The 20,138-nt window shown below is 65.7% G+C and carries 26 protein-coding genes; 21 read left to right on the top strand and 5 right to left on the bottom strand.

Annotated elements, in window-relative coordinates; genetic code table 11:
• Entirely contained in the window at positions 1–603 is a 603-nt protein-coding gene (locus EH231_RS14415) for a TetR/AcrR family transcriptional regulator (RefSeq protein WP_090427719.1), read from the bottom strand.
• 103 nt (positions 604–706) lie between these two features.
• On the opposite strand from EH231_RS14415, the gene EH231_RS14410 reads away from it, so the two are divergent.
• A complete protein-coding gene (locus tag EH231_RS14410) occupies positions 707–1,606 on the top strand; it encodes an alpha/beta fold hydrolase (RefSeq protein ID WP_164480891.1) in 900 nt (299 codons plus the stop codon).
• Here the strand turns inward: EH231_RS14410 and EH231_RS14405 are convergent.
• Positions 1,579–2,037 (bottom strand): DUF3060 domain-containing protein, encoded by a 459-nt coding sequence (locus EH231_RS14405; protein ID WP_164480890.1) that lies wholly within the window; start codon positions 2,035–2,037, stop codon positions 1,579–1,581. The genes EH231_RS14410 and EH231_RS14405 overlap by 28 nt on opposite strands.
• Positions 2,038–2,244: 207 nt before the next feature.
• Here EH231_RS14405 and EH231_RS14400 point away from each other — a divergent pair, with 207 nt between their 5' ends.
• The 5 genes from EH231_RS14400 (at position 2,245) to EH231_RS14380 (ending at position 8,144) form a co-directional block, all read left to right on the top strand.
• On the top strand, positions 2,245–2,958 hold the full coding sequence (locus EH231_RS14400; protein ID WP_049234150.1) for a hypothetical protein: 714 nt from the start codon (positions 2,245–2,247) through the stop codon (positions 2,956–2,958).
• 64 nt (positions 2,959–3,022) lie between these two features.
• Positions 3,023–4,279: a helix-turn-helix domain-containing protein gene (locus EH231_RS14395; protein ID WP_070930154.1), complete on the top strand. Its 1,257-nt coding sequence runs from the start codon at positions 3,023–3,025 to the stop codon at positions 4,277–4,279.
• A gap of 22 nt (positions 4,280–4,301) precedes the next feature.
• Positions 4,302–5,507 carry a tyrosine-type recombinase/integrase gene (locus EH231_RS14390; protein ID WP_036435507.1) on the top strand — a complete coding sequence of 402 codons (1,206 nt, stop codon included), beginning with the start codon at positions 4,302–4,304 and terminating at the stop codon, positions 5,505–5,507.
• Complete coding sequence (locus tag EH231_RS14385) at positions 5,494–7,734, top strand: tyrosine-type recombinase/integrase (protein WP_072279042.1); 2,241 nt, start codon at positions 5,494–5,496, stop codon at positions 7,732–7,734. The genes EH231_RS14390 and EH231_RS14385 overlap by 14 nt, the downstream gene beginning before the upstream one ends.
• Positions 7,731–8,144: a DUF6262 family protein gene (locus tag EH231_RS14380; RefSeq protein ID WP_036432609.1), complete on the top strand. Its 414-nt coding sequence runs from the start codon at positions 7,731–7,733 to the stop codon at positions 8,142–8,144. The genes EH231_RS14385 and EH231_RS14380 overlap by 4 nt, the downstream gene beginning before the upstream one ends.
• An 80-nt stretch (positions 8,145–8,224) precedes the next feature.
• On the opposite strand, the gene EH231_RS14375 is transcribed toward EH231_RS14380, so the two are convergent.
• Positions 8,225–8,584 (bottom strand): Rv2640c family ArsR-like transcriptional regulator, encoded by a 360-nt coding sequence (locus tag EH231_RS14375; RefSeq protein WP_036432606.1) that lies wholly within the window; start codon positions 8,582–8,584, stop codon positions 8,225–8,227.
• Between the two features lie 100 nt (positions 8,585–8,684).
• Here EH231_RS14375 and EH231_RS14370 point away from each other — a divergent pair, with 100 nt between their 5' ends.
• The 11 genes from EH231_RS14370 (at position 8,685) to EH231_RS14320 (ending at position 14,340) form a co-directional block, all read left to right on the top strand.
• Positions 8,685–9,161 (top strand): ArsI/CadI family heavy metal resistance metalloenzyme, encoded by a 477-nt coding sequence (locus tag EH231_RS14370; RefSeq protein WP_036432603.1) that lies wholly within the window; start codon positions 8,685–8,687, stop codon positions 9,159–9,161.
• Between the two features lie 63 nt (positions 9,162–9,224).
• A complete protein-coding gene (locus EH231_RS14365; RefSeq protein WP_036432600.1) occupies positions 9,225–9,737 on the top strand; it encodes a DinB family protein in 513 nt (170 codons plus the stop codon).
• A 42-nt stretch (positions 9,738–9,779) separates the two neighbouring features.
• Positions 9,780–10,160 (top strand): ArsR/SmtB family transcription factor, encoded by a 381-nt coding sequence (locus EH231_RS14360; RefSeq protein ID WP_064873926.1) that lies wholly within the window; start codon positions 9,780–9,782, stop codon positions 10,158–10,160.
• Positions 10,157–11,275 carry an ACR3 family arsenite efflux transporter gene (arsB, locus tag EH231_RS14355; protein ID WP_036432593.1) on the top strand — a complete coding sequence of 373 codons (1,119 nt, stop codon included), beginning with the start codon at positions 10,157–10,159 and terminating at the stop codon, positions 11,273–11,275. The genes EH231_RS14360 and arsB overlap by 4 nt, the downstream gene beginning before the upstream one ends.
• The gene (locus EH231_RS14350) at positions 11,268–11,936 is read left to right on the top strand and encodes an arsenate reductase ArsC (RefSeq protein ID WP_036432590.1); all 669 of its coding nucleotides are present in this window, start codon (positions 11,268–11,270) and stop codon (positions 11,934–11,936) included. The genes arsB and EH231_RS14350 overlap by 8 nt, the downstream gene beginning before the upstream one ends.
• Positions 11,937–11,963: 27 nt before the next feature.
• Complete coding sequence (locus EH231_RS14345) at positions 11,964–12,422, top strand: arsenate-mycothiol transferase ArsC (protein ID WP_036432587.1); 459 nt, start codon at positions 11,964–11,966, stop codon at positions 12,420–12,422.
• A 73-nt stretch (positions 12,423–12,495) separates the two neighbouring features.
• Positions 12,496–12,840, top strand: a complete 345-nt coding sequence (locus tag EH231_RS14340; protein WP_036432584.1) for a hypothetical protein — start codon at positions 12,496–12,498, stop codon at positions 12,838–12,840.
• Positions 12,837–13,289: a MerR family transcriptional regulator gene (locus EH231_RS14335; RefSeq protein ID WP_036432581.1), complete on the top strand. Its 453-nt coding sequence runs from the start codon at positions 12,837–12,839 to the stop codon at positions 13,287–13,289. The genes EH231_RS14340 and EH231_RS14335 overlap by 4 nt, the downstream gene beginning before the upstream one ends.
• Complete coding sequence (locus tag EH231_RS14330) at positions 13,276–13,608, top strand: hypothetical protein (RefSeq protein WP_036432580.1); 333 nt, start codon at positions 13,276–13,278, stop codon at positions 13,606–13,608. The genes EH231_RS14335 and EH231_RS14330 overlap by 14 nt, the downstream gene beginning before the upstream one ends.
• 10 nt (positions 13,609–13,618) lie before the next feature.
• Positions 13,619–13,951 carry a YnfA family protein gene (locus EH231_RS14325; RefSeq protein ID WP_036432578.1) on the top strand — a complete coding sequence of 111 codons (333 nt, stop codon included), beginning with the start codon at positions 13,619–13,621 and terminating at the stop codon, positions 13,949–13,951.
• 23 nt (positions 13,952–13,974) lie between these two features.
• Complete coding sequence (locus tag EH231_RS14320; RefSeq protein WP_036432576.1) at positions 13,975–14,340, top strand: SpoIIAA family protein; 366 nt, start codon at positions 13,975–13,977, stop codon at positions 14,338–14,340.
• A gap of 598 nt (positions 14,341–14,938) precedes the next feature.
• Here the strand turns inward: EH231_RS14320 and EH231_RS14310 are convergent.
• Together EH231_RS14310 and EH231_RS14305 are read right to left on the bottom strand one after the other, a co-directional pair.
• On the bottom strand, positions 14,939–16,915 hold the full coding sequence (locus EH231_RS14310; protein WP_036432573.1) for a heavy metal translocating P-type ATPase: 1,977 nt from the start codon (positions 16,913–16,915) through the stop codon (positions 14,939–14,941).
• Positions 16,912–17,283: an ArsR/SmtB family transcription factor gene (locus EH231_RS14305; RefSeq protein ID WP_047036712.1), complete on the bottom strand. Its 372-nt coding sequence runs from the start codon at positions 17,281–17,283 to the stop codon at positions 16,912–16,914. Before EH231_RS14305 ends, EH231_RS14310 begins: the two co-directional genes overlap by 4 nt.
• A 101-nt stretch (positions 17,284–17,384) precedes the next feature.
• Between EH231_RS14305 and EH231_RS14300 the strand changes: the two genes are divergently transcribed.
• The 4 genes from EH231_RS14300 to EH231_RS14285 all read left to right on the top strand — a co-directional run bounded on the left by EH231_RS14300 (position 17,385) and on the right by EH231_RS14285 (position 19,999).
• The gene (locus EH231_RS14300; RefSeq protein ID WP_036432571.1) at positions 17,385–18,047 is read left to right on the top strand and encodes a DsbA family protein; all 663 of its coding nucleotides are present in this window, start codon (positions 17,385–17,387) and stop codon (positions 18,045–18,047) included.
• 81 nt (positions 18,048–18,128) lie between these two features.
• Entirely contained in the window at positions 18,129–18,740 is a 612-nt protein-coding gene (locus EH231_RS14295) for a methyltransferase family protein (RefSeq protein WP_036432568.1), read from the top strand.
• Positions 18,741–18,760: 20 nt separating this feature from the next.
• Positions 18,761–19,396, top strand: coding sequence for a class I SAM-dependent methyltransferase (locus EH231_RS14290; RefSeq protein WP_036432566.1), 636 nt, complete (start codon positions 18,761–18,763; stop codon positions 19,394–19,396).
• A 54-nt stretch (positions 19,397–19,450) separates the two neighbouring features.
• On the top strand, positions 19,451–19,999 hold the full coding sequence (locus tag EH231_RS14285) for a hypothetical protein (RefSeq protein WP_036432564.1): 549 nt from the start codon (positions 19,451–19,453) through the stop codon (positions 19,997–19,999).
• The last annotated feature ends 139 nt before the right edge of the window (positions 20,000–20,138 follow it).

The following is a 20,138-nucleotide window of genomic DNA, read 5'->3' as shown; positions in this document are numbered from 1 at the left end:
TCAGCCCACGAAGAGCCCGTCGACCAGGGCTTGTGCCACCAGGCCGGCGTCGTGGCGGGCCGCGGCCGGGTCGTCGGCGGTCGCGATCAGCAGGGCCGCCTCGTCCAGCGCCCCGATGATCATCGACGCGAGGGTGTCCGCGGGAAGGTCTGGGAGTTCCCCGGCGTCGATGGCGCTGCGGATGCCGTCGCGCAGGGCGCCGAGGTAGTTGCGATTGTCGATCTCGCGCATCTGCGCGAATCCCAGTGCCGCCGGCGCCTGCAGCACACTGATGCGGGCGACGGTGGGGTCGAGGCAGCCGTCCAGGAATTCTTCGATCCCGGCCTCGAGCTGCGCTCGGCTGGTGTCGTGGGCCAGGGCTGCCGGCAGAACCCGCTCGGCCAGTTCGCCTTCCACGTTCTCGTAGACCGCCCGGAACACCGCCTCCTTGGTGGGGAAGTGGTAGTACAGCGCGTTGCGGGTGACGGCGGCGACGCGCGCGATGTCGCCCGTGGAAACGGCTGCATAGCCGCGTTCGACGAACAGTGAGCGGGCCGCGGCGACCAGCGCGGACCGGGTCGCCTCACTGCGCTGTTCGCGGCCGTCGCGGGGGTCATCGCTCATCAGGGAATTTTAACAAGCTGTATGTATTGCTGTTCGGCGGTTCATGTGTTTCCATACAGTCTGTATTGATTTATGTCCCGAAGCTCACGGCGAGAGGACGAACATGAACATGCTCAGCTCCCGGCGGATGGTCCAGCTGCCCAGCGGCTGGGTCGGGGTACGTGAACACGGCAACGGCCGGCCCGTCGTGCTACTGCACGGCCTGGTGGCCAACGGGCTGGTCTGGCGTCATGTGGTCGACGGCCTCGACGCCCGGTTCGGTGACCAGATCCGCTGTATCGCACCAGATCTTGCCCTGGGATCACACACCCCGGCGGTCCCGGACGCCGATCTCAGCCTGCCCGGTCTGGCCCGGACCGTCATCGATCTGCTCGACGCGCTCGGCATCGAGGAGGCGGTCCTGGTCGGCAACGGCTATGGCGGCGACATCGCCCAGGTGGTCGCCGCATGCTACCCGCGGCGGGTCGAGGCGCTGGTGCTCGTCGCGACCAACGCGTTCGACTCCGATCCGTGGCCGGTCAAGGTGCTGTCCCGGCTGGCCTCGCTACCCGGGGCCGGGCTGGTGCAGTCGAAGGCCATCGGGCTGAAGCCCGTGCAACGGCTCCGGATCACCTATGGCGGCGCGACCAAACGCCCCATCCCGGCCGACATCATGGCGGAGTATCTCCGGCCGCTGCGCAGTGATCCGTTGGTGCGTAAGGATTTCCAACGCTTCCTGGGCGGGTTGTCGCCGGCGTACCTGGCGGAGTACTCACCCCGGCTGGCCAACTACGACCGGCCTGCCCTGGTGGTCTGGCCGCGGGAGGAGCGGTACTTCCCCGCCGAGGGGGCGGCCCGGCTGGCCCGGACGCTACCCCGGGCCACGCTGGAATACGTCGACGACTCCTATGCCTGGGTTCCCGAAGACAATCCGGCTCCACTGGTCGCGCTGTTGTGCGAGTTCCTCGGGTGCCCGGAGCCCGTGGCCGAATCCGGTCAGCCCTGCTCGACCACGTTGGACTGACCTGATTTGCTCACGTCGGGTTCGCCTGCGCGGTAGGTGACCCGGTTGTCGAATCCGGATACCCCGATGGTCTCGACGGATTCGACGGTGATGACGTTCTCGACGCCCGACACGGTCACGGCGATGCAGTGGCCGGTGATCTCCAGCTCGTTCTGGATGCCGCTGACGATCACGGTGTTGTCCCGGCATTCGACAGTCCTGTGCTCGTTGATCCCCGAGACGATCACCGTCTCTCCCGCCGGAACTTCGGTCGGTGCAACGGATCCGGGCAGGGGCACGCCGTTGATCGTGGTCTGCCGGATGGTCGTCGACTGGCTGTCGGTGACCGTGTGGGTATCGGTATCGGGGTCTGCCGCGTCGGTATCGCTGAACGTCAGGTAGGCCGTGACGAGGCCGCCGACCAGAAGGGCCAGTGCGAATCCGCCGAACACCAGGAACAAGTGCGCGCTGCCGGTGCTGCGCTGCGGTTGCGGCGTTATCAGGCGTTAAATTCTCAAAACACGCCTTAAAGGTGTGTTGAAGTGCAGTTTTATCCACGCATACATGTAACCTATTAGGTATGAGCAGCCAAAATTTTGCCGACCGGCAGCGGCGTGGCGCGAGGTTGAGTGTGGGATACCGGGGTAAATGTTTACCCCATGGAACTACACGACGATCCTCAGCAGTTGGTGGAGGAACTCGTCCGGCAGCATGCTCAGGTTTTGGGCGAGGCGCATGGGGATCTGGCTGCGCGGCATCCGGAAGTCCCAGATCGTTTTGTCGATCAGGGCAGCAATGTGCGACCGATCACGGTGTCGTGCTCGGTGTTGGAAACGTTTCTGCTATCGCGGTTACGGCGGGAGACTCCCGATTCGACTCTAAAAGTCAAGGCGGGCAACGGGATGGGAGTTCTTCTGCTCGACGGGAAGGGCTCGCGGATTTATGTGCGCAAGCATCCGCGCAATCGGCGGACTGGTCAGCTGATCGAGACTGTGCCGTTTGTGCCGGGTGGGGAGCAGTACAGCATCGAGGAGGTGCTGGGTCACCCGATCGGTGGCGAAGAGGGTATTCCCGAGCCGCAGAAGTATCGGGAATACCTGTTGTGGTGGCCGGACGGTCGCGGGTTTTTCGGCGGCGCGGTCCTCGCGGCGGGACTACTCCTCGACAATGTGGAGGTTCTTTACGGTCGGACACCGTTGCCGCCGCCGATCATGGAGGACCGCTCATTCAATGTTGGTCTCGGCGGGAGCCGTCGGGAGGGCGCGGGACCGGGGACTTTCGGGACACGGCGCCGCGACGACGACTTCGCCGAGGTCGACGAGGACGCTGCGAGCGATCAGGACGAGGAGGACGGTCCGCCGAAATCGTCGTAGCCATCGTGCACAGTGTTGGGTGCATGTGGGTTTCCCAACCCGGTGACGTTGAATTGAGCGCACGATGATTGAGGTTTTTGGTGCACGGGTCCGGCAGGCCCGGTTGTTGAGGCGGATGACGGCACGGTCGGTGGTGGAAGCCACAGGCTGGAGTACGTCACGGCAGTCCCAGATTGAGAAGTCGCTGACGGTGCGGCTCGACGACGGCGATGTTGCGTTGCTGGCGGGGTTGTTCCGGTTTCCTGCAGCGTTTTTCAGCTCGGAGCCGCGGACACGGATCACCGCGAACGAGTTGCTGTTTCGGGCGCCGAAGTCAATGACGTTGGGTGAGCAGGAGTTTCTGGCGACGTTCGCGTCGTTGGCAGGCGATTTTCTCGGTGAGCTCGATGGCCGGTCGAAGCTGCCTCCGGTGAAGGTTCCGACGGTCAGTCCCGATGAGCTGGCACACAGTTCGATCACGGTGGCCGCAGCACGTCTGCGTGAGGCGATGGGACTGGAACCCGATGAGCCGCTTGACGATTTGATGTATGAGGCCGAGCGGCTGGGTGCTCCGGTGATTGTCCGGCGCCGGGTCGCCGGTGAATGGGAAAGCGAATTCGCCGCTACCGGTGGGCGTTCTCGTGATGAGCGGCATTTGGGGTATTCGAGTTGGGTGGGCCGGTTACGGGACCGGCCGCTGCTGGTGTTGAGGGATAGCGACTCGTGGGAGCGGACCCGGTTCACGGTCGCCCATGAGCTCGGTCATTTGGTGTTGCACAGTCACGCCTATTGCTCGGTCAGTGCCGCCGACGAGTTGGAGGCAAACCGGTTCGCGACCGAGTTGTTGGCCCCGGCAGGGGTCATCGCCGGTGAGTTGCCGCGGGTGATGTCGCTGTTGAATCTGCGTCCGCTCAAAGCCAAGTGGGGTCTGTCGTTGGGGTCGTTGATCATGCATCTGCGGGATTCGGGGCTGATCGCGCCGGATCGGGCGAAAATGTTGACCACCCAGCTGCATTCACGGATCAACCCGGATACCGGGCACACGTGGGGTATGACGGAACCGGGGTGGGCTGACCGCGTCCCGGAGCGGCCCCGGCTGCTGCGTAAGTGGGTGGAGCGCTGCTACGGCGGCGCGTCGGTGCGGATGCTGAGCGCCCGGGATTCGATGATCTATCCCGCTGATGTGCTGGATTGGTTTTTGGCCACGCAGCGGCCGGCGCCGGCGGCCGAGCATAATCCGGTCGCGGCCAGTGTCGGCCATGGCCGCACCGCGGCCCCACCGGCCGATGGCGGCTCCCAGGTGATCCGGTTGGACGATTTCCGTAAGGGCAGGCCATCGTGAATGTGGTGGGGTGCGGCTGACGGTGGCACAGGTGCAGCGGGTGCGCTTTGAGGACCGGCCACCCACCTACACGGTGGTCGGCGTCGACAAGCTGCCCGTGGCCCCGGCGCGCGAGTACCTGACGTTTCTGCGCAACCAAGGGGGCTCACCGAACACGCTGCGCGCCTATGCCTATGGGCTGGCGGCGTGGTGGACGGTGCTGGAGGGTACCGGTACCGCGTGGGATGACTTCCCCACCAGTCTGTTTGGCCAGTTCCTGGCTTATCTGCGCACCGGGGATCTGCCTGGGGTGGCCCGTATCGGTGAACCGGAGCAGAGATTGGCCGAATCCTCGCTGCTGCCGCGCAGTGCGGCGGTGTTGTCGATGTACCGGTATTTCGCCAATGCCCATGACCTGGTGCGCCCCTACCGGCGGTTGTACGCCAGTCATGCTCGTACGTCCCGGCGGGGCCGCTATGCACCGTTTCTGGCCGGGGTCGGCCCGAAACGCGAGCAGGACGGGCCGATTCACCGGCTCCGCGGCCTGCAGCGCGCCGAAACACCGGTGCTGCTGCCGGTGCAGGTCAACGCCATCTTGGATGCGTGCAGTGTCCAGACGGTCTCGGGTGAATGGTCGGGCGGCGGGGCGGGGCTGCGTGACCGGTTGTTCTTCGCGGTGTTGGCCGAAACCGGGATGCGGCTCGGTGAGGCGTTGTCGTTGCGCCACAGTGATTTTGATATTGCCGGTGGCGGTACCCCATCGGTGATGGTGGCGGGCCGTGATGATCATCCGCACGGGGTGCGCGCGAAATCGGGCCCGCGCCGGATTTACATCGGCGACGATCTGGTCGCCCTCTACACCGAGTACGTGTGGCAGTTGGTGGCCGCCGGCGCGGATGTCACGGTCGGCGATCTGGCGTCGTGTTTCGTGTTTGTCAACCTGGTGCGAGGCGTGCGCTATGCCCCGCTGCGACCGGAAACCATCTACGACAAGGTGGATCTGATCACCGCGCGCCGAACCGGCGTGCTGCCTGAGCAGTGGACGCCGCACTGGCTGCGCCACACCCACGCCACCGCGTTGTTGCTGGCTGGGGTGGATGTGCATGTGGTGATGCGTCGTCTCGGTCACGCCGACGTGCAGACCACGTTGTCGACCTACGGGTGGGTGACCGCCGACGCCGAGATGCGCACGCTGGCCGAATGGAAGAACTATGTCGCTGGGTGGAAGGTGAACCGTGACGGGCAATGACAGTCCTGCACCAGCGCATACCCCACCGACGCGCGGTGCCGCCGGGGATCGGTGGACACAGCAGTGGCAACAAGTGCCGCCGCAGTGGCGCAGGCTGGTCTATCACCTGGATACCGGCCCGGCCAACACGGTCTTTCAGCGCAACCCGCGCTACCGGCCCACCCCGGACGGCCACGACTTCACCCCGCAGGGTGTGCCGCAACGGTTGTGCGAGGAGCTCGCGTGGTGGGTGTGGCTGTGTGGACACGAAGAACGTCGCAAGATCGAACCGTCGCTGCTGAAATGGACCAGCGGTGCACTGAGCATCGCCGCCGCCGACTACCACCAACGGCACCGGCGTTACCCGGTCAGTGTCGCTGATCTGAGCGCCGAGGCCATCGTGCGTCACGGGGTACGCGAGTTCGAGCGCCGCACCGGTCGGCTGCCCTCGGCCGGGTTTCGGCGCAACGTGGCCAGTTTCATCGAGCACCTGCACCTGTACGTGTCGGTCCGCTGCACCGACCGGCCATGGTGGGCTCATGACATCTGGGATCTGGACGCTGATCCCCGCATCCCGCAGCGTGAGCACGAACCCTGCCATGACCAGGTTGCCCGCCTCGGAGGGATCGAACCGGTCTGGCTGCGTGAAGGGGTGCGGTTCTGGCTGCGCACCTGTTTGACGGCTGAACTGCTGCGCTGGTCGTCGGTGATCGGCCGCACCCGCGGCATCACCCGCCATCTGGGTCCATTCTTGGTCGAACGCGGGATCGATGATCCGGTGATCAGCACCGACCGGGCGGCGCTGCGGCTGGTGTTCACCGAGTTCACCGAATACCTCAAATCACCTGCCGCGCGGGCCAAACCGGAGCGTCCGCTGTCGGCGGCGACGATCGCGGTCGTCCAGTCCAAGATTCAGATGTTCTACACGTTCATGGTGGACCATGCCGAGGAAGCCGCGGCAGCGACCGGAGATCCTCGCTGGAGCCGGTTGACCGACACCCATACCCGGTTGTGGGGTGCGGCGTTTCGCAGCCGACGCCCTACCGGCGGCCGGGAGCTGACCTGGTTTTCGACCGCCGAGCTGCAGCGGATGCTGTGCTATCTCGACGTGCTGGCCGCCGATGCGGGCAAACCGGTGGTCATCACCCATCCCGATTCCACCATCTCGGTCGTGGCTGGTCTCGGCGATCCGCAAGCGGCCCGGATCTGGCTGCTGCAAGCGTTGACCGGGCGCCGGGCCTCGGAGATTCTGATGCTCGATTTCGACCCGCTGCAGCCGATCCCGGGGCATGACCGCCCCGCGGGAGCCACCGACGTTCCCGATGGGTTCGTGGCCAAACTGCGTTACCAGCAGACCAAAGTCGACGGGGTGGTGCCCACCATTCTGGTCGAGCAGGCCGTGGTCAACGTGATCAGCGAACAGCAAGACTGGATCCGGCGGCGTTACCCGGATTTGGAGACGAAGTACCTGTTCCTCGGGGTGCGCTACCAGCACCAGGGCCAACGACCACGCAGCTATGACTCCTACAGCCGGATCCTCAATCGGCTCGACAACATCCACGGTCTCACCGACACCGCCGGCCACCCGCTGCGGTTCTCCCAGACCCACCGGCTGCGCCACACCCGGGCCACCGAGCTGCTCAACGACGGCGTCCCGATCCATGTGGTGCAGCGCTATCTCGGACACGCCTCCCCGGCGATGACCCTGCGCTATGCCGCCACCCTGCAAGCGACCGCCGAAGCGGAGTTCCTGCGGCACAAAAAGATCGGCGCCCATGGCACCGATATCACCATCAGCCCGTCCGACATCTACGACATGACCCAGCTCTCGGCCCGCACCGACCGGGTGCTGCCCAACGGGGTATGCCTGCTGCCACCGGTAGCCACCTGCGACAAAGGCAACGCCTGCTTGTCATGCGGGCATTTCGCCACCGACGCCACCCACCTCGACGAACTGGTCGACCAACGCGCCAGGACCCTGAAACTGATCGACGTCCGCCGCGAACAGTACCGTGCCCGCACCGGGCGCGAGCTCACCGACGACAACGTGTGGATCCATGAGCGTCGACGCGAAATCGCCTCCCTGGACGCCATCCTCGACCGGCTCCACCGCGACGACGTGACCGATGACGGCGCAAACAGCGTCGCCGGTGCGGGTACCGCCAACCGGGCACCCACGATGCAGACTGCTGCCCGCGGAAGCCACGAATCAGTGTTGCGCAAGGCTGACCCGGACACGCCGCGATGAGTCGCCCCAAGCCGCCGCCACCCACCCAGAAAGCACTGAATGCGCTGGCCGAATACCGCGACGGCCGCAGCGATGAGAAGCGGCGTGCCGTCGAAAAAGCGATCGCCTACCTGCGCAAGACCAACGCCGACATCAACTTCTCCACCGTGTCCCGCCGCGCCAAGGTGTCCCGCAAGACCATCTACAAACACGACGACCTGGTGGCCCTCATCAAGCAGTACCGCGACCGCCCCGCCGCCCGCCAGCCAGCACCGGCCGGCCGCGAAACCAGCATCGACGCTGCGCTGCGCCACCGGCTCGCCGCCAAAGACAAAGAGATCGCCGCACTCAAAGCCACCGTGGCAGAACAACAATCAACGATCGAGCTGCTCTACGGCCAACTCGACACCCTTCACGAACAGATCACCTGATCATCTCACCGTGGGGCGGTCATTCCGGAGCATCCCAGCTGACCCGCGCGCGCGGCGACGGTGTCCAGCTCACCTGTCGGCTAAGTGCAGCAGTCGGGGTCGAGCACCACGCAGAGTGCTTGGAGCGCTTCGGGTTTGACGCGGTGAAAGACGTTCATGCCGCGACGGTCGGAGATCACCAGCCCGGCTTTGCGGAGTTGGCCCAGGTGGTGGCTGACGGTGGATTCGCTCAAGTCGAGCGCCCCGGCCAGTTCCCCGCTGGTCTCCTCGCCGGGGCGCGAACTGAACAGTAGAGACATGATTTTGACCCGCATCGGGTCGGCGAGCGCCTTCAGGCGCATCGCCACCGCCAGGGCGTCGTCGTCGCTGATCGGGCCCGCGGCTACCGGGGCGCAGCATACCGGCGCGGACATGTCGATCACGGGCAGCGCTTTGGGCATGACCCCATCCTGCCACCAATCTTGACATATATCAAAAAGGTGGCATCCTGAGGTCGACGCGTCAATTCGATATATGTCTCAGCCCTAGAGGAGGCGGATTATGTCCCGTGTTCAACTCGCCCTCAATGTTGATGATCTCGATGAGGCGATCACGTTCTACTCCAAGCTGTTCAACACCACTCCGGCGAAGGTGAAGCCGGGCTATGCCAACTTCGCCGTCACCGAGCCGCCGCTGAAGCTGGTGCTGCTGGAAAACCCCGGTAAGGGCGGCACCATCAACCACCTCGGCGTCGAGGTGGAGTCCAGGGAAGCCGTCCATGCCGAGATCGCCCGGCTGACCGGCGAGGGGCTGTTCACCGACGAGGAGATCGGCACCACCTGTTGCTTCGCCACCCAGGACAAGGTCTGGGTGACCGGCCCGGCCGGGGAGAAATGGGAGGTCTACACCGTGCTGGCCGACTCCGACACATTCGGCGCCAGCCCACAGCACCTCGACGAATCCAGTGAGGGTGACGGTGATGTGTGCTGCGGCGGCGCATCCAAGGAGTCAGATCAAGCCGCAGCATCCTGCTGCTAGCCGACCGTTCGCGACCTGCCGCGGCCGTGGCCACACGGGCCGCGGTAGGCGCATGATCGGGGCATGGACCGCGACGCCATCGCTGCCGATCTGGAGCGCGCGCGTGTCACGTTTCACCAGCTACTGGCGGCCGCCGGTCCCGACGACTGGGGCGCCCCGACGCGCGGAACCCGTTGGACCAACGAGCAATTGCTGTTCCACATGGTGTTCGGCTACATGGTCGTGCAGCGACTGCTGCCCCTGGTGCGGGTGATGGGCCGACTGCCTGACCGCGTCAGCGTCACCTACGCCCGGGTGCTCAACGCCGCGACCACGCCGTTTCATCACGTCAACTACTACGGATCGTGTGCCGCCGCCCTGGTTTACAACCGGGTCAGGATGGGCGCCAAACTCGACCGGGTCATCGCCGCGCTGCAACAACGACTCGCCCGAGAAACCGACGACTCCCTGCGCCGCGGCATGCACTTCCCGCCGGGATGGGATCCGTTCTTCTCCGATTACATGACGCTCGAAGACGTCTACCGCTACCCAGGGCGCCATTTCGACTTCCACGCGGCCCAGCTCATCTTCACCTGACGTTCATTTGCCATCTGATTCGATAGCTGTCAATATCGATGTATGTCGAAGTCCCGGGAGATGTTGGCCGATCAAGTGTGTTGCCCTCCGGGCGCCCTGCTGCACGAACCCATATCGGCGGCGGTGGCGGCGGATATGGCGGTCAAGCTCAAGGCGCTGGCCGATCCGGTGCGGCTGCAGCTGTTCTCGGCGATCGCCAGCCACGCCGGCGGCGAGGCCTGCGTCTGTGACATCTCACCCGGGCTGGAAGTCTCCCAGCCGACCATCAGCCATCACCTCAAAGTGCTGCGGGACGCTGGATTGCTGACCTCGCAGCGCCGGGCGTCGTGGGTGTATTACGCCGTGGTGCCCGAAGCGCTGGCCAGCCTGGCCGTGCTCCTCGGCGCGACCACCGCCCACACCGTGGCGGGAGTATCGGCATGACCGACACCACCACATCCCCTCCAGCGGTCGTCGGCAAGCTCTCCACCCTCGACCGGTTCCTGCCCTTATGGATCGGCGCGGCCATGGTCGCAGGGCTGCTGCTGGGCCGCTGGATCCCCGGCCTGAACACCGCTCTGGAAAAGGTTCAGATCGACGGGATTTCGCTGCCGATCGCCCTGGGCCTGTTGATCATGATGTATCCGGTGCTGGCGAAAGTCCGCTACGACCGCCTCGACACCGTCACCGGCGACCGCAAACTCCTGCTCTCCTCACTGGTCCTGAACTGGGTGCTCGGACCCGCGCTGATGTTCGCACTCGCCTGGCTGCTACTGCCCGACCTGCCCGAATACCGCACCGGCCTGATCATCGTCGGACTGGCCCGCTGCATCGCCATGGTCATCATCTGGAACGACCTGGCCTGCGGAGACCGCGAAGCCGCCGCCGTCCTCGTCGCGCTCAACTCGATCTTCCAAGTCATCATGTTCGCCGTGCTGGGCTGGTTCTACTTGTCGGTGTTGCCCGGCTGGCTCGGCCTGGAACAAACCACCATCGACACCTCACCGTGGCAGATCGCCAAATCCGTACTCATCTTCCTCGGCATCCCGCTATTGGCCGGCTACCTGTCCCGCCGCATCGGCGAGAAAACCAAGGGCCGCGACTGGTATGAGGCCAAGTTCCTACCGACGATCGGCCCATGGGCCCTCTACGGTCTGCTGTTCACCATCGTGATTCTCTTTGCCCTGCAAGGCGATCAGATCACCCACCAACCCTGGGACGTCGCCCGCATCGCCCTACCTCTGTTGGCGTACTTCGCCGTCATGTGGGGCGGGGGCTACCTGCTCGGCACGCTGTTGGATCTGGGTTATGAGCGCACCACCACCCTGGCGTTCACCGCCGCCGGCAACAACTTCGAACTGGCCATCGCCGTGGCGATCGCCACCTACGGCGCCACCTCCGGCCAAGCGCTGGCCGGGGTCGTCGGCCCGCTCATCGAAGTCCCGGTCCTGGTCGGATTGGTCTACGTCTCGCTGGCGCTACGTAATCGGTTCAGCCACCACACCTCCCAACACCTGCCCACCGGCTCGACGACGAGAACGGAACCAGCCGATGACTGACAGCCCCGTCACCCACCAACTGCGCCACGACCTCTCCATCGACCAACAACTCGCCCTGAAAACCGCGGCGAGCCGTCTGCACGGCGAGTTCGACGGCACCTTCGGCACCGAAACCATCGAACGGTTCCTCTGCTCGTCCTACGACCAGTTCGCCGGCCGCGCCACCATTCCCAACTTCCTGCCGCTGCTGGCCGAACGGTTCGCCCGCCAGCGCCTCCACGCCCTGGCCCGGGTGGAAGGCAAGATCAGCGACGGCAAACCGACCGTCCTGTTCCTATGCACCCACAACGCCGGCCGCTCCCAGATGGCCCTCGGCTTCTTCACCCACCTGGCCGGCGACAACGCGATCGCCTGGTCCGGAGGGTCAGAACCCGGCAACGAGATCAACCCCGCCGCCATCGAGGCCATGCACGAAGTCGGGATCGACATCACCGGCGAATACCCCAAACCCTGGACCGACGAAATCGTGCAAGCCGCCGACGTCGTCATCACCATGGGCTGCGGCGACGCCTGCCCCATCTTCCCCGGAAAACGCTACGAAAACTGGGAACTCCCCGACCCCGCCGGCCAAGGCCTCGACGCGGTCCGCCCGATCCGCGACGACATCGAAGAACGCATCCACCGACTCCTGACCGATCTGAACGTGCCCATCACCCGCTAATCGCGAAAACCCAAGGAAAACACCGATATGGCCGACAGATCCGTGTTGTTCGTCTGCGTCAGTAACGCCGGCAAGTCGGTGATGGCCGCCGGGCTCATGCGGCAGATCGCCGGCCCGCACATCCGCGTGACCTCGGCGGGCACCCACGCCAAGGGTGCAGTCAACCAACAATCGGTGCAGGCATTGGCCGAAGTCGGCGTCGACATCAGCGACCATCAGCCCACCCAACTCACCGAGCAGATGCTCGACGAGGCCGATCTGGTCGTCATCGTCGGCACCCAAGCCCAACTCGAGGACCATCCCGGCACCACCATCCAACGGTGGGACACCGACGAACCCTCCCTGCGCGGCATCGACGGCATCGACCGCATGCGAATCATCCGCGACGACATCACCACGCGCGTCCAGGCCCTGGCCGCCAACTTGTCCACCGCGGCCGCACCACCCGCCGGCCAGTCAACACAATCCGACCGCCGAGACGGTTGAGGGCCACCCCGCTGCCGTTCGCCACCGATTGAGGGTTGCATTCCGTACCTAGGTACGGGTTTATCGTCGACGTATGGCCAGCGAGGAAACTACGGGTTGGGTGCCCGATTCGTGCTCGTTACCCACGGTTGATCGGCCGTTGCGGGTGGCCGAGTTCGACGGGCTATTCGGTCAATCGGTGCTGCGGTCGGTACGGGTGAGTGCCACACGGTTGGATCTTGTGCTGGCCGCCGACGCCGAGGCCGCTGCCCGCGACCTGGCGGCACGCGAAGTCGGCTGCTGCTCGTTTTTCCGCTTCGACTTCGACACGGCCGGTTCGGATGTGGTGATAAGCATCGGCGTTCCCCCGTCGCACACCGACGTGCTCGACGCCCTCGCACAGCGGATCGGTGACATGACGACGGGGCAGACACGGTGAGCGACAGCGGATTGCGCAGCGGGCAGGTCGCGGCCGCAGCCGGGGTCAACACCGAGACGCTGCGCTACTACGAGCGACGCGGCCTGCTGCGCCAGCCGCAGCGATCACTGGGTGGACACCGCCTATACCCACCGGAAACCGTGACCATGATGCGGGTGATCAAGGCCGCGCAACGGTTGGGCTTCACCCTCGACGAAGTCGCCGACCTGTTGGCCGCCACCCGACTCGGTAGCCGCTCCGAGGCCGGACTACACACCCGGGCGGCCACCAAACTGGCCGAGGTCGACCAGAAGCTCGCCGAACTTACCGCCGTGCGCGACACGCTGCGTGCTGCGCTCGCCGCGGGCTGTGACGACCTCCTCGCCTGCGCCGAAAGCCCCTGCTGCCCACTACCATTCACCGCAGAACCCGACAACGAGACGAAAGGCGGCACCGGTGGCTGCTGCTGACGACCGCGCCCGCAAGGCGTGGTGGGCATCGATCGGCGTCGGGGCGCTGGCATGTGTGGGCTGCTGTGTGGTCGTGCCACTGCTGGCCGCGGCCGGCATCGCCGGCGGTGGCATGCTGCTCGTCGGTTCCCGGTGGCTAGAGCCACTCGGATTCGCGCTCATCGCCGTCGGAGTCGTCGGGGTGGTCGTGTCACAGATCCGCGCCTACCGCCGACGCGGAGCCGACACCTGCCAGTGCACTCGTCCGAACACGAACACCAGTTGCCGGTGCCGACGATCACAGCCGGCAGCGGCCCCAGTGCCCGGCCAGGTCTCCTAGGGTCATCACCATGGTGATCCGTTCAATCCTGTTGTTCGTGTTGGCCGCGGTCGCCGAAATCGGAGGCGCGTGGCTGATCTGGCAAGGTGTGCGCGAGCAACGCGGCTGGCTATGGGCCGGGCTCGGCGTCATCGCACTCGGAATCTACGGGTTTGTCGCCACCCTGCAGCCGGATGCGCATTTCGGCCGGATCCTGGCCGCCTACGGCGGCGTGTTCGTCGCCGGCTCACTGGCCTGGGGCATGGCGCTGGACGGGTTTCGACCCGACCGCTGGGACATCATCGGCGCCCTGGTCTGCCTGGCCGGCGTCGCCGTGATCATGTACGGCCCACGCGCGCACTGACACTTCCCCAGGAGGGGCATGCTGTGATCGAGTTCCTGTCCTGCAGCACCGGCAATGTCGTCGGAATCCGGTTCAGCGGCAAGCTGAACCGGCAAACCTACCGCGACGTGCTCGGCCCACGAATCGACTCCCTTCTGGAGCAGTACACCACGTTGCGGGTGCTGATCCTGATCGACGAATCCTTTGAAGGCTGGACCCTTCCCGCGGCCTGGGCCAACACGATCTTCGACCTCAAACATCGACGTCACTTCGACAAGATCGCCATGCTGGGCGCCCCGAAATGGGAAGAATGGTGCGTCAAAATACCCGCGGCACTGCTCATCCGCGGTCAACTGAAGACGTTTCCACGCGATCAACTCGAACCCGCATGGGACTGGCTTCGCGCATAGCGCCCGCTGAGCGGTCAGGCCAGCGTCAGCCAGCAGCGCCACCACTGGTGGTGGGCCTATGTGTGCGTTGCAGCCGCCGTCGGCGCTTCGGTCGTGGCACCAGCGGCCAGTGGTGTGGTGCGTCCGGCGCGCACACCGTTGGCGATGACGACGATTTCGTGCACCGTGCCTATGTCAACCTAAATTGGCTCCGCCTGGGCGGTGTCAGTTGGCCCCGCCTGGAGGCGTGCAGAACTCGCGCGGGTTGAGCGAAGCTGGATGTATGCGTGTGGAGCTTCTCACGAGCCCGGGGTGTCCGAATGCGGCGGCGGCTCGGCGCTTGCTCGCCGAGTGTCTGTCTGAGGTGGGTATCGCTGACGATGTGGTGGTGGAAAGGGTCGGTGCATATCCATCGCCGACGGTGCTCGTTGATGGTGTGGATATCATGAAGCCGGGCACTGAGTTGGCAGCTGATGCATGCCGATTGGACCTTCCGACCAGGGATCGCGTGCTGGCGGCGCTGCGGAGTGCGACACCGTTGACCTGATCGATCCGGGGTTTCACCCCGTTGCTCGGCCGACCCCTCTTGGCTGTGACGTGATCCTGTTGCGCCCCGAGTTCAACTGGCTGTCGTGGTTTCCTGGGTGCGGGTGTGTGCCAGCCGGTGGGAGTCGGTTCCGGTTTCGATGATGGCGCCCCGGAGGGGTTTGGTGCGTCCGGCGCGGACCCCGTTGGCGATGACGACGATTTCGGCGAGTTCGTGCACGGCGACGACCGCGGCCAACCCCAGCATCCCGGTGAGGGCGAGCGGAATGAGTACCGTGATCAGGCCCAGTGAGAGGCCGACGTTTTGCAGCATGATGCGCCGGGCACGGCGGGCGTGGGCGAAGGCTTGGGTGAGGTGGCGCAGGTCTTCACCCATGAGGGCGACGTCGGCGGTTTCGATCGCCACGTCGGTGCCCATTGCGCCCATGGCGATGCCGAGGTCTGCGGTGGCCAGGGCGGGGGCGTCGTTGACGCCGTCACCGACCATGGCCGTCGAGGAATGTTGGCGCAGTTGACTAATCAGCGCGGCCTTGTCTTCGGGCCGCAGATCAGCATGCACCGTATCGATCCCCACCTGCTTGGCCAGGGCGGTCGCGGTCGCTTGGTTGTCACCGGTCAGCATCGCCACCTGATAACCCCCACGGCGTAACGCCTCGACGACCCGGGCGGCTTCGGGCCGTAGTTCGTCACGCACCGCGACCGCCCCAATGACCTGACCGTTGTCTTCGACCAGCACCGCGGTCGCCCCGGCGGCCTGCATCTTGGCGACCTGTTCGGCCAGCGGGCCGGGATCGAGCCAGCCGGGCCGACCGAGCCGCAACCGGCGGCCGTCGCGATACCCGGTGAGGCCGGCGCCGGTGACCGCCTCCACCTCCTCGGCGGGTCGGACCGGGCCCTCGGCGGCGGCGAGGATCGCTGCAGCCAGGGGGTGTTCGCTGCGGGCCTCCAACGCCGCCGCGACCTCCAGCACATGCTCGCGGGTGGCGCCGTTGGTGGTGGCGACGTCGATGACGGTGGGCTTGTTGGCAGTCAATGTGCCGGTCTTATCCAGCGCCACGGTGCGGACCGCGCCCAGGGCTTCCAGCGCCGCGCCGCCCTTGACCAGGACGCCGAGCTTGCTGGCCGCGCCGATCGCGGCGACCACGGTGACCGGCACCGAGATCGCCAGCGCGCATGGGGAGGCCGCCACCAGCACCACCAGGGCGCGTTCGATCCACACCAGCGGATCACCCAACACGCTGCCGATGGCCGCGATGAGGACGCCGGCGATCATGATCGTCGGGACCAGGGGTTTGGCGATGCGGTCGGCCAGGCGCTGGGCTTCGCCCTTGCGGGACTGCTCGGCCTCCACGATGGCCACAATGCGGGCCAGCGAGTTGTCGGCGGCGCTGCTGGTGACCTCGACCTCGAGCACCCCGGTGCCGTTGATCGACCCGGCGAACACCTCATCACCGGGCCCGGCCTCCACCGGCACGGATTCGCCGGTGATCGCCGAAACATCCAGCGCGGTACGGCCTGAGACGATGACCCCGTCGGTGGCGACGCGTTCACCGGGTTTGACCAGCATCCGGTCACCCACCCGCAATTCGCTTGGCGGGATGATGGTTTCGGCGCCGTCGCGCAGGACGGTGGCCTCATCGGGCACCAGCGACAACAGGGCGCGCAGGCCGCGGCGGGTGCGGGCCAGCGAGTATTCTTCGAGACCTTCGCTGATGGAGAACAGGAACGCCAGCATGGCGGCCTCGCCGACCTCGCCGAGGATCACTGCGCCGACCGCGGCGATCGTCATCAGCGTGCCGACCCCGATCTTGCCTTGGGTCAGCCGGCGCAGCGTCGAGGGCACGAACGTGTAGGCCCCGATCGCCAACGCCAGCGCATACAACCCGATTTCGACCGGGCGGGGCCCGCCGGCCCCGCCGACCACATACCCGGCCAGCAGCACCACACCCGCCACCGCGGCGGCGCGCAGTTCGGTGATCTCCCAGAGCCGTTCGGGTTCGTGCTCGTCGTCGCTACGTTCGTCGCTGCCGCAGCCACACGCCTCACTCATCGAGCAACCTTCTTCCGCTGATCGGGGAGGCCGTAGTTGGGGCACAACGCCACCGCGTTGCCGGTGGCCTCCAGCACCGCCTCGGCCGCGCGCAACATCTCCAGCAGCTCCGGGCGGGCCAGCCGATACACCGAGGCGCGGCCCTGCGGCCGGAAATCCACCAACCCGCAGTCACGCAGGCAGGCCAGATGCGCCGACACCGTCGACTGCGCCAACCCCAACTCGCCCGTCAGATCCACCACCCGGGCCTCACCACCCGCCAGGCGGCGCAGGATCGCCAACCGGGTCGCATCCGAGAGGCTGTGAAACAACGCCGTCGCCGCATCCACATTCCCGCACACCGCGGGATCGACCGAACCACTTTTCATCGCCACATAACGATGATAGCGTCCAATGCTATTGATCGGTCAACCTCGCCAACATCGATGCCATGCGATATAGCCGCCGATCCCACGAAAGAGGTATCTGAATGGCGCGCGCCAGCCGCATGTTGCTCACCGCGTTCGTCATCGCCGCGATGGCGATCGGTGCGCTGGTCTACCTGTCGGTGCGCGACCGTGACTCGACCGCCCCAGCGCAGTCCGATACCAGCGAGATCGGGCAGGTGGTGCGGGAGAACAGTCACCGGCTCAACTCGGTGCCTGAGAGCAAGGTGACGTTCGTGGAGTTTCTCGACTTCGAATGTGAGGGTTGCCGCGCGGTTTACCCGGAGATCGAAAAGTTGCGGGCTGAATACGGGGACCGGGTGAATTTCGTGATCCGCCACTTCCCGCTGCCAGCGCACGTCAACGCCGAGCGGGCCGCCCGGGCCGTGGAAGCCGCCGCCCAGCAGGGCCAGCTGGAGGCGGTGTATCGCAAAATGTATGACACCCAGGCTCAGTGGGGTGAAAAGCAAACCCCGGCCGATGACGTATTCCGTGGATTCGCAGCAGAACTCGGCCTGGATATGGCCGCTTTCGACGCGGCCTACGCCGATCCCGCCACGCTGGAGCGCATCCGGCTCGACATGGCCGACGGCCGGGCCTTGGGGGTGCAGGGCACGCCGACGTTTTTCCTCAACGGCACCCGCATCCAACCGCACAGCTATGAAGACCTCGCCAAGGCCCTTGATCAAGCGCTCGCCGAGAACTAACCGCGCCGTCCCACGTCCATCGGCTTTAACGCCCATCTCCACATCGGCACCTATCCCAGTCCCGGCCAGGAGGTTTCACCCATGCCCGCCACCGCGCTCATCTTCTACGTGATCTTTGCCGTCTTAGGGTTCGGCTGGCGCAGTTGGACCCAATACCGCCACACCGGATCCACCGGATTCCGCGGCATCCACGGTCGGCCCGGGTCGCTGCAATGGTTGGCCGGTGTCGGATTCATCGCCGCCATCCTCGCCGGGGCGGCCGCGCCCCTGCTGCAACTGCTCGACATCCTCACCCCGATGGCCGTGCTTGATGCGCCGTGGATCCAGACCACCGGCATAGTGCTGGCCGTCGCCGGGATCGCCGCCACCGTCCACGCCCAACGCGACATGGGCCCATCGTGGCGCATCGGAGTGGACCCCAGCGAAACAACCACATTGGTGCGCCACGGCGTGTTCGCGCTGGTACGCAACCCCATCTTCACCGCCATGCTGATCTTCGCCGCCGGCATCACCCTGATCACCCCAAACCCGCTTGCCCTGGCCGCCTTCGCCGTCTTGTGGGCCACGATCGAACTGCAGGTACGAGTGGTCGAAGAGCCCTACCTCAACACCATCCACGGCCAGGCCTACCGGGACTACTGTGGGGCTGTCGGCCGGTTCGTTCCCTACATCGGACGCCGCCTGACCGTCTGACCGCCGACGCGAGGTGAACCATGCCCACCGATGATCGCACCGCCCGCTGGAACCGGTACTGGGACAAGAAATCTCGCACCTATGACCGTGAGATCGGGTTCTTCGACCGCCACCTGTTCGGCGACTCCCGCCAATGGGTCTGCAGCCAAGCCACCGGCGACGTCCTGGAGGTCGCGATCGGCACCGGACTCAACCTTGCCTTCTACCCCGAGAACGTCACCCTGACCGGGATCGACTGGAGCCAGCAGATGCTCGACATCGCCCGCCAACGCGCCGCCGACCTCGGTCACCCCGCCACCCTGCAACAAGCCGACGCGCATCACCTGCCGTTCGACGATGCCAGCTTCGACACCGTCGTCTGCACCTTCGGGCTCTGCGCCATCCCCGACCACACCCAAGCCCTCACCGAAATGACCCGAGTCCTGCGCCCCGGCGGAAAACTCATCCTCGTCGACCACATCCGCAGCAGCACCGCCCCAGTCCGAGCCGTGCAGCGGGGCCTCGAACTATTCACCATTCCCCTCGGCGGCGAACACTTCCTACGTCGCCCCCTAGAGCACCTGCGGGCCGCGACCGACCTCGCGATCGACCATCGTGAGCGGTTCACACTCGGCCTCGTCGAACGCGTCGTCGCCCACAAAACCCCTGCCACCTGACCTGCCCTGCAGCCAAGGGGTCCGAGCGGGACACCATCACGAAAGCAGCCGCACATGACCGAATTCACCAGACGCGCCGCACTTGCCCTACTCAGTGGGGCAGGGGCGATCGCCGCACTGGGATACCTGTTGCGCACCAACAGTATTCGCATGCCCACCGGGAACGCCAACGGTCCCGGCATGATGGGCGGAGTCTCCGGCACCGACATGGATCGCTACATGACCATGTTCGCCCGCCACACCGAACTGCGCCGCACCGTGGAAAACATCCCCGGAGGCATCCGTACCACCACCGAATCCGACGCCCCCGATCTCGTCGCGCAACTGCACGCCCACGTCTCCTCGATGTATCAGCATCTCGACCAAGGCGCCGAAGTGAGCTGCATGAGTCAAAGCCTGCCCACCCTGTTCCGCCATGCAACCGACTACCAGCGGCGAATCACACTGACACCTAACGGAGTTATCGCCACCGAGACCTCCTCCGACCCCGAGCTCACCAACACCATCCGCGCCCACGCACACGAAGTCACCGGCTTCGTCACCGACGGCATGCCCGCCATGATGGGCCCGATGATGGGCGGCCGCGGAATGATGGGCTCCTGAATCGTCGCGTCAACCAGAACGCACCAACCAACCCCTAACCGGAAACACCAACAGCCTAACCTGTTTCCGATCAGGCCCGACTAGATCAGATCGCCTCAGCGGGAACAACAGTAAACATCAGAATCTGACCCCAGATAAC

The organism is Mycolicibacterium nivoides (assembly GCF_003855255.1).
Lineage (GTDB): Bacteria > Actinomycetota > Actinomycetes > Mycobacteriales > Mycobacteriaceae > Mycobacterium > Mycobacterium nivoides.
The sequence above is the reverse complement of the archived record's forward strand: the minus strand, read 5'-3'. Positions and strand labels throughout refer to the sequence as shown.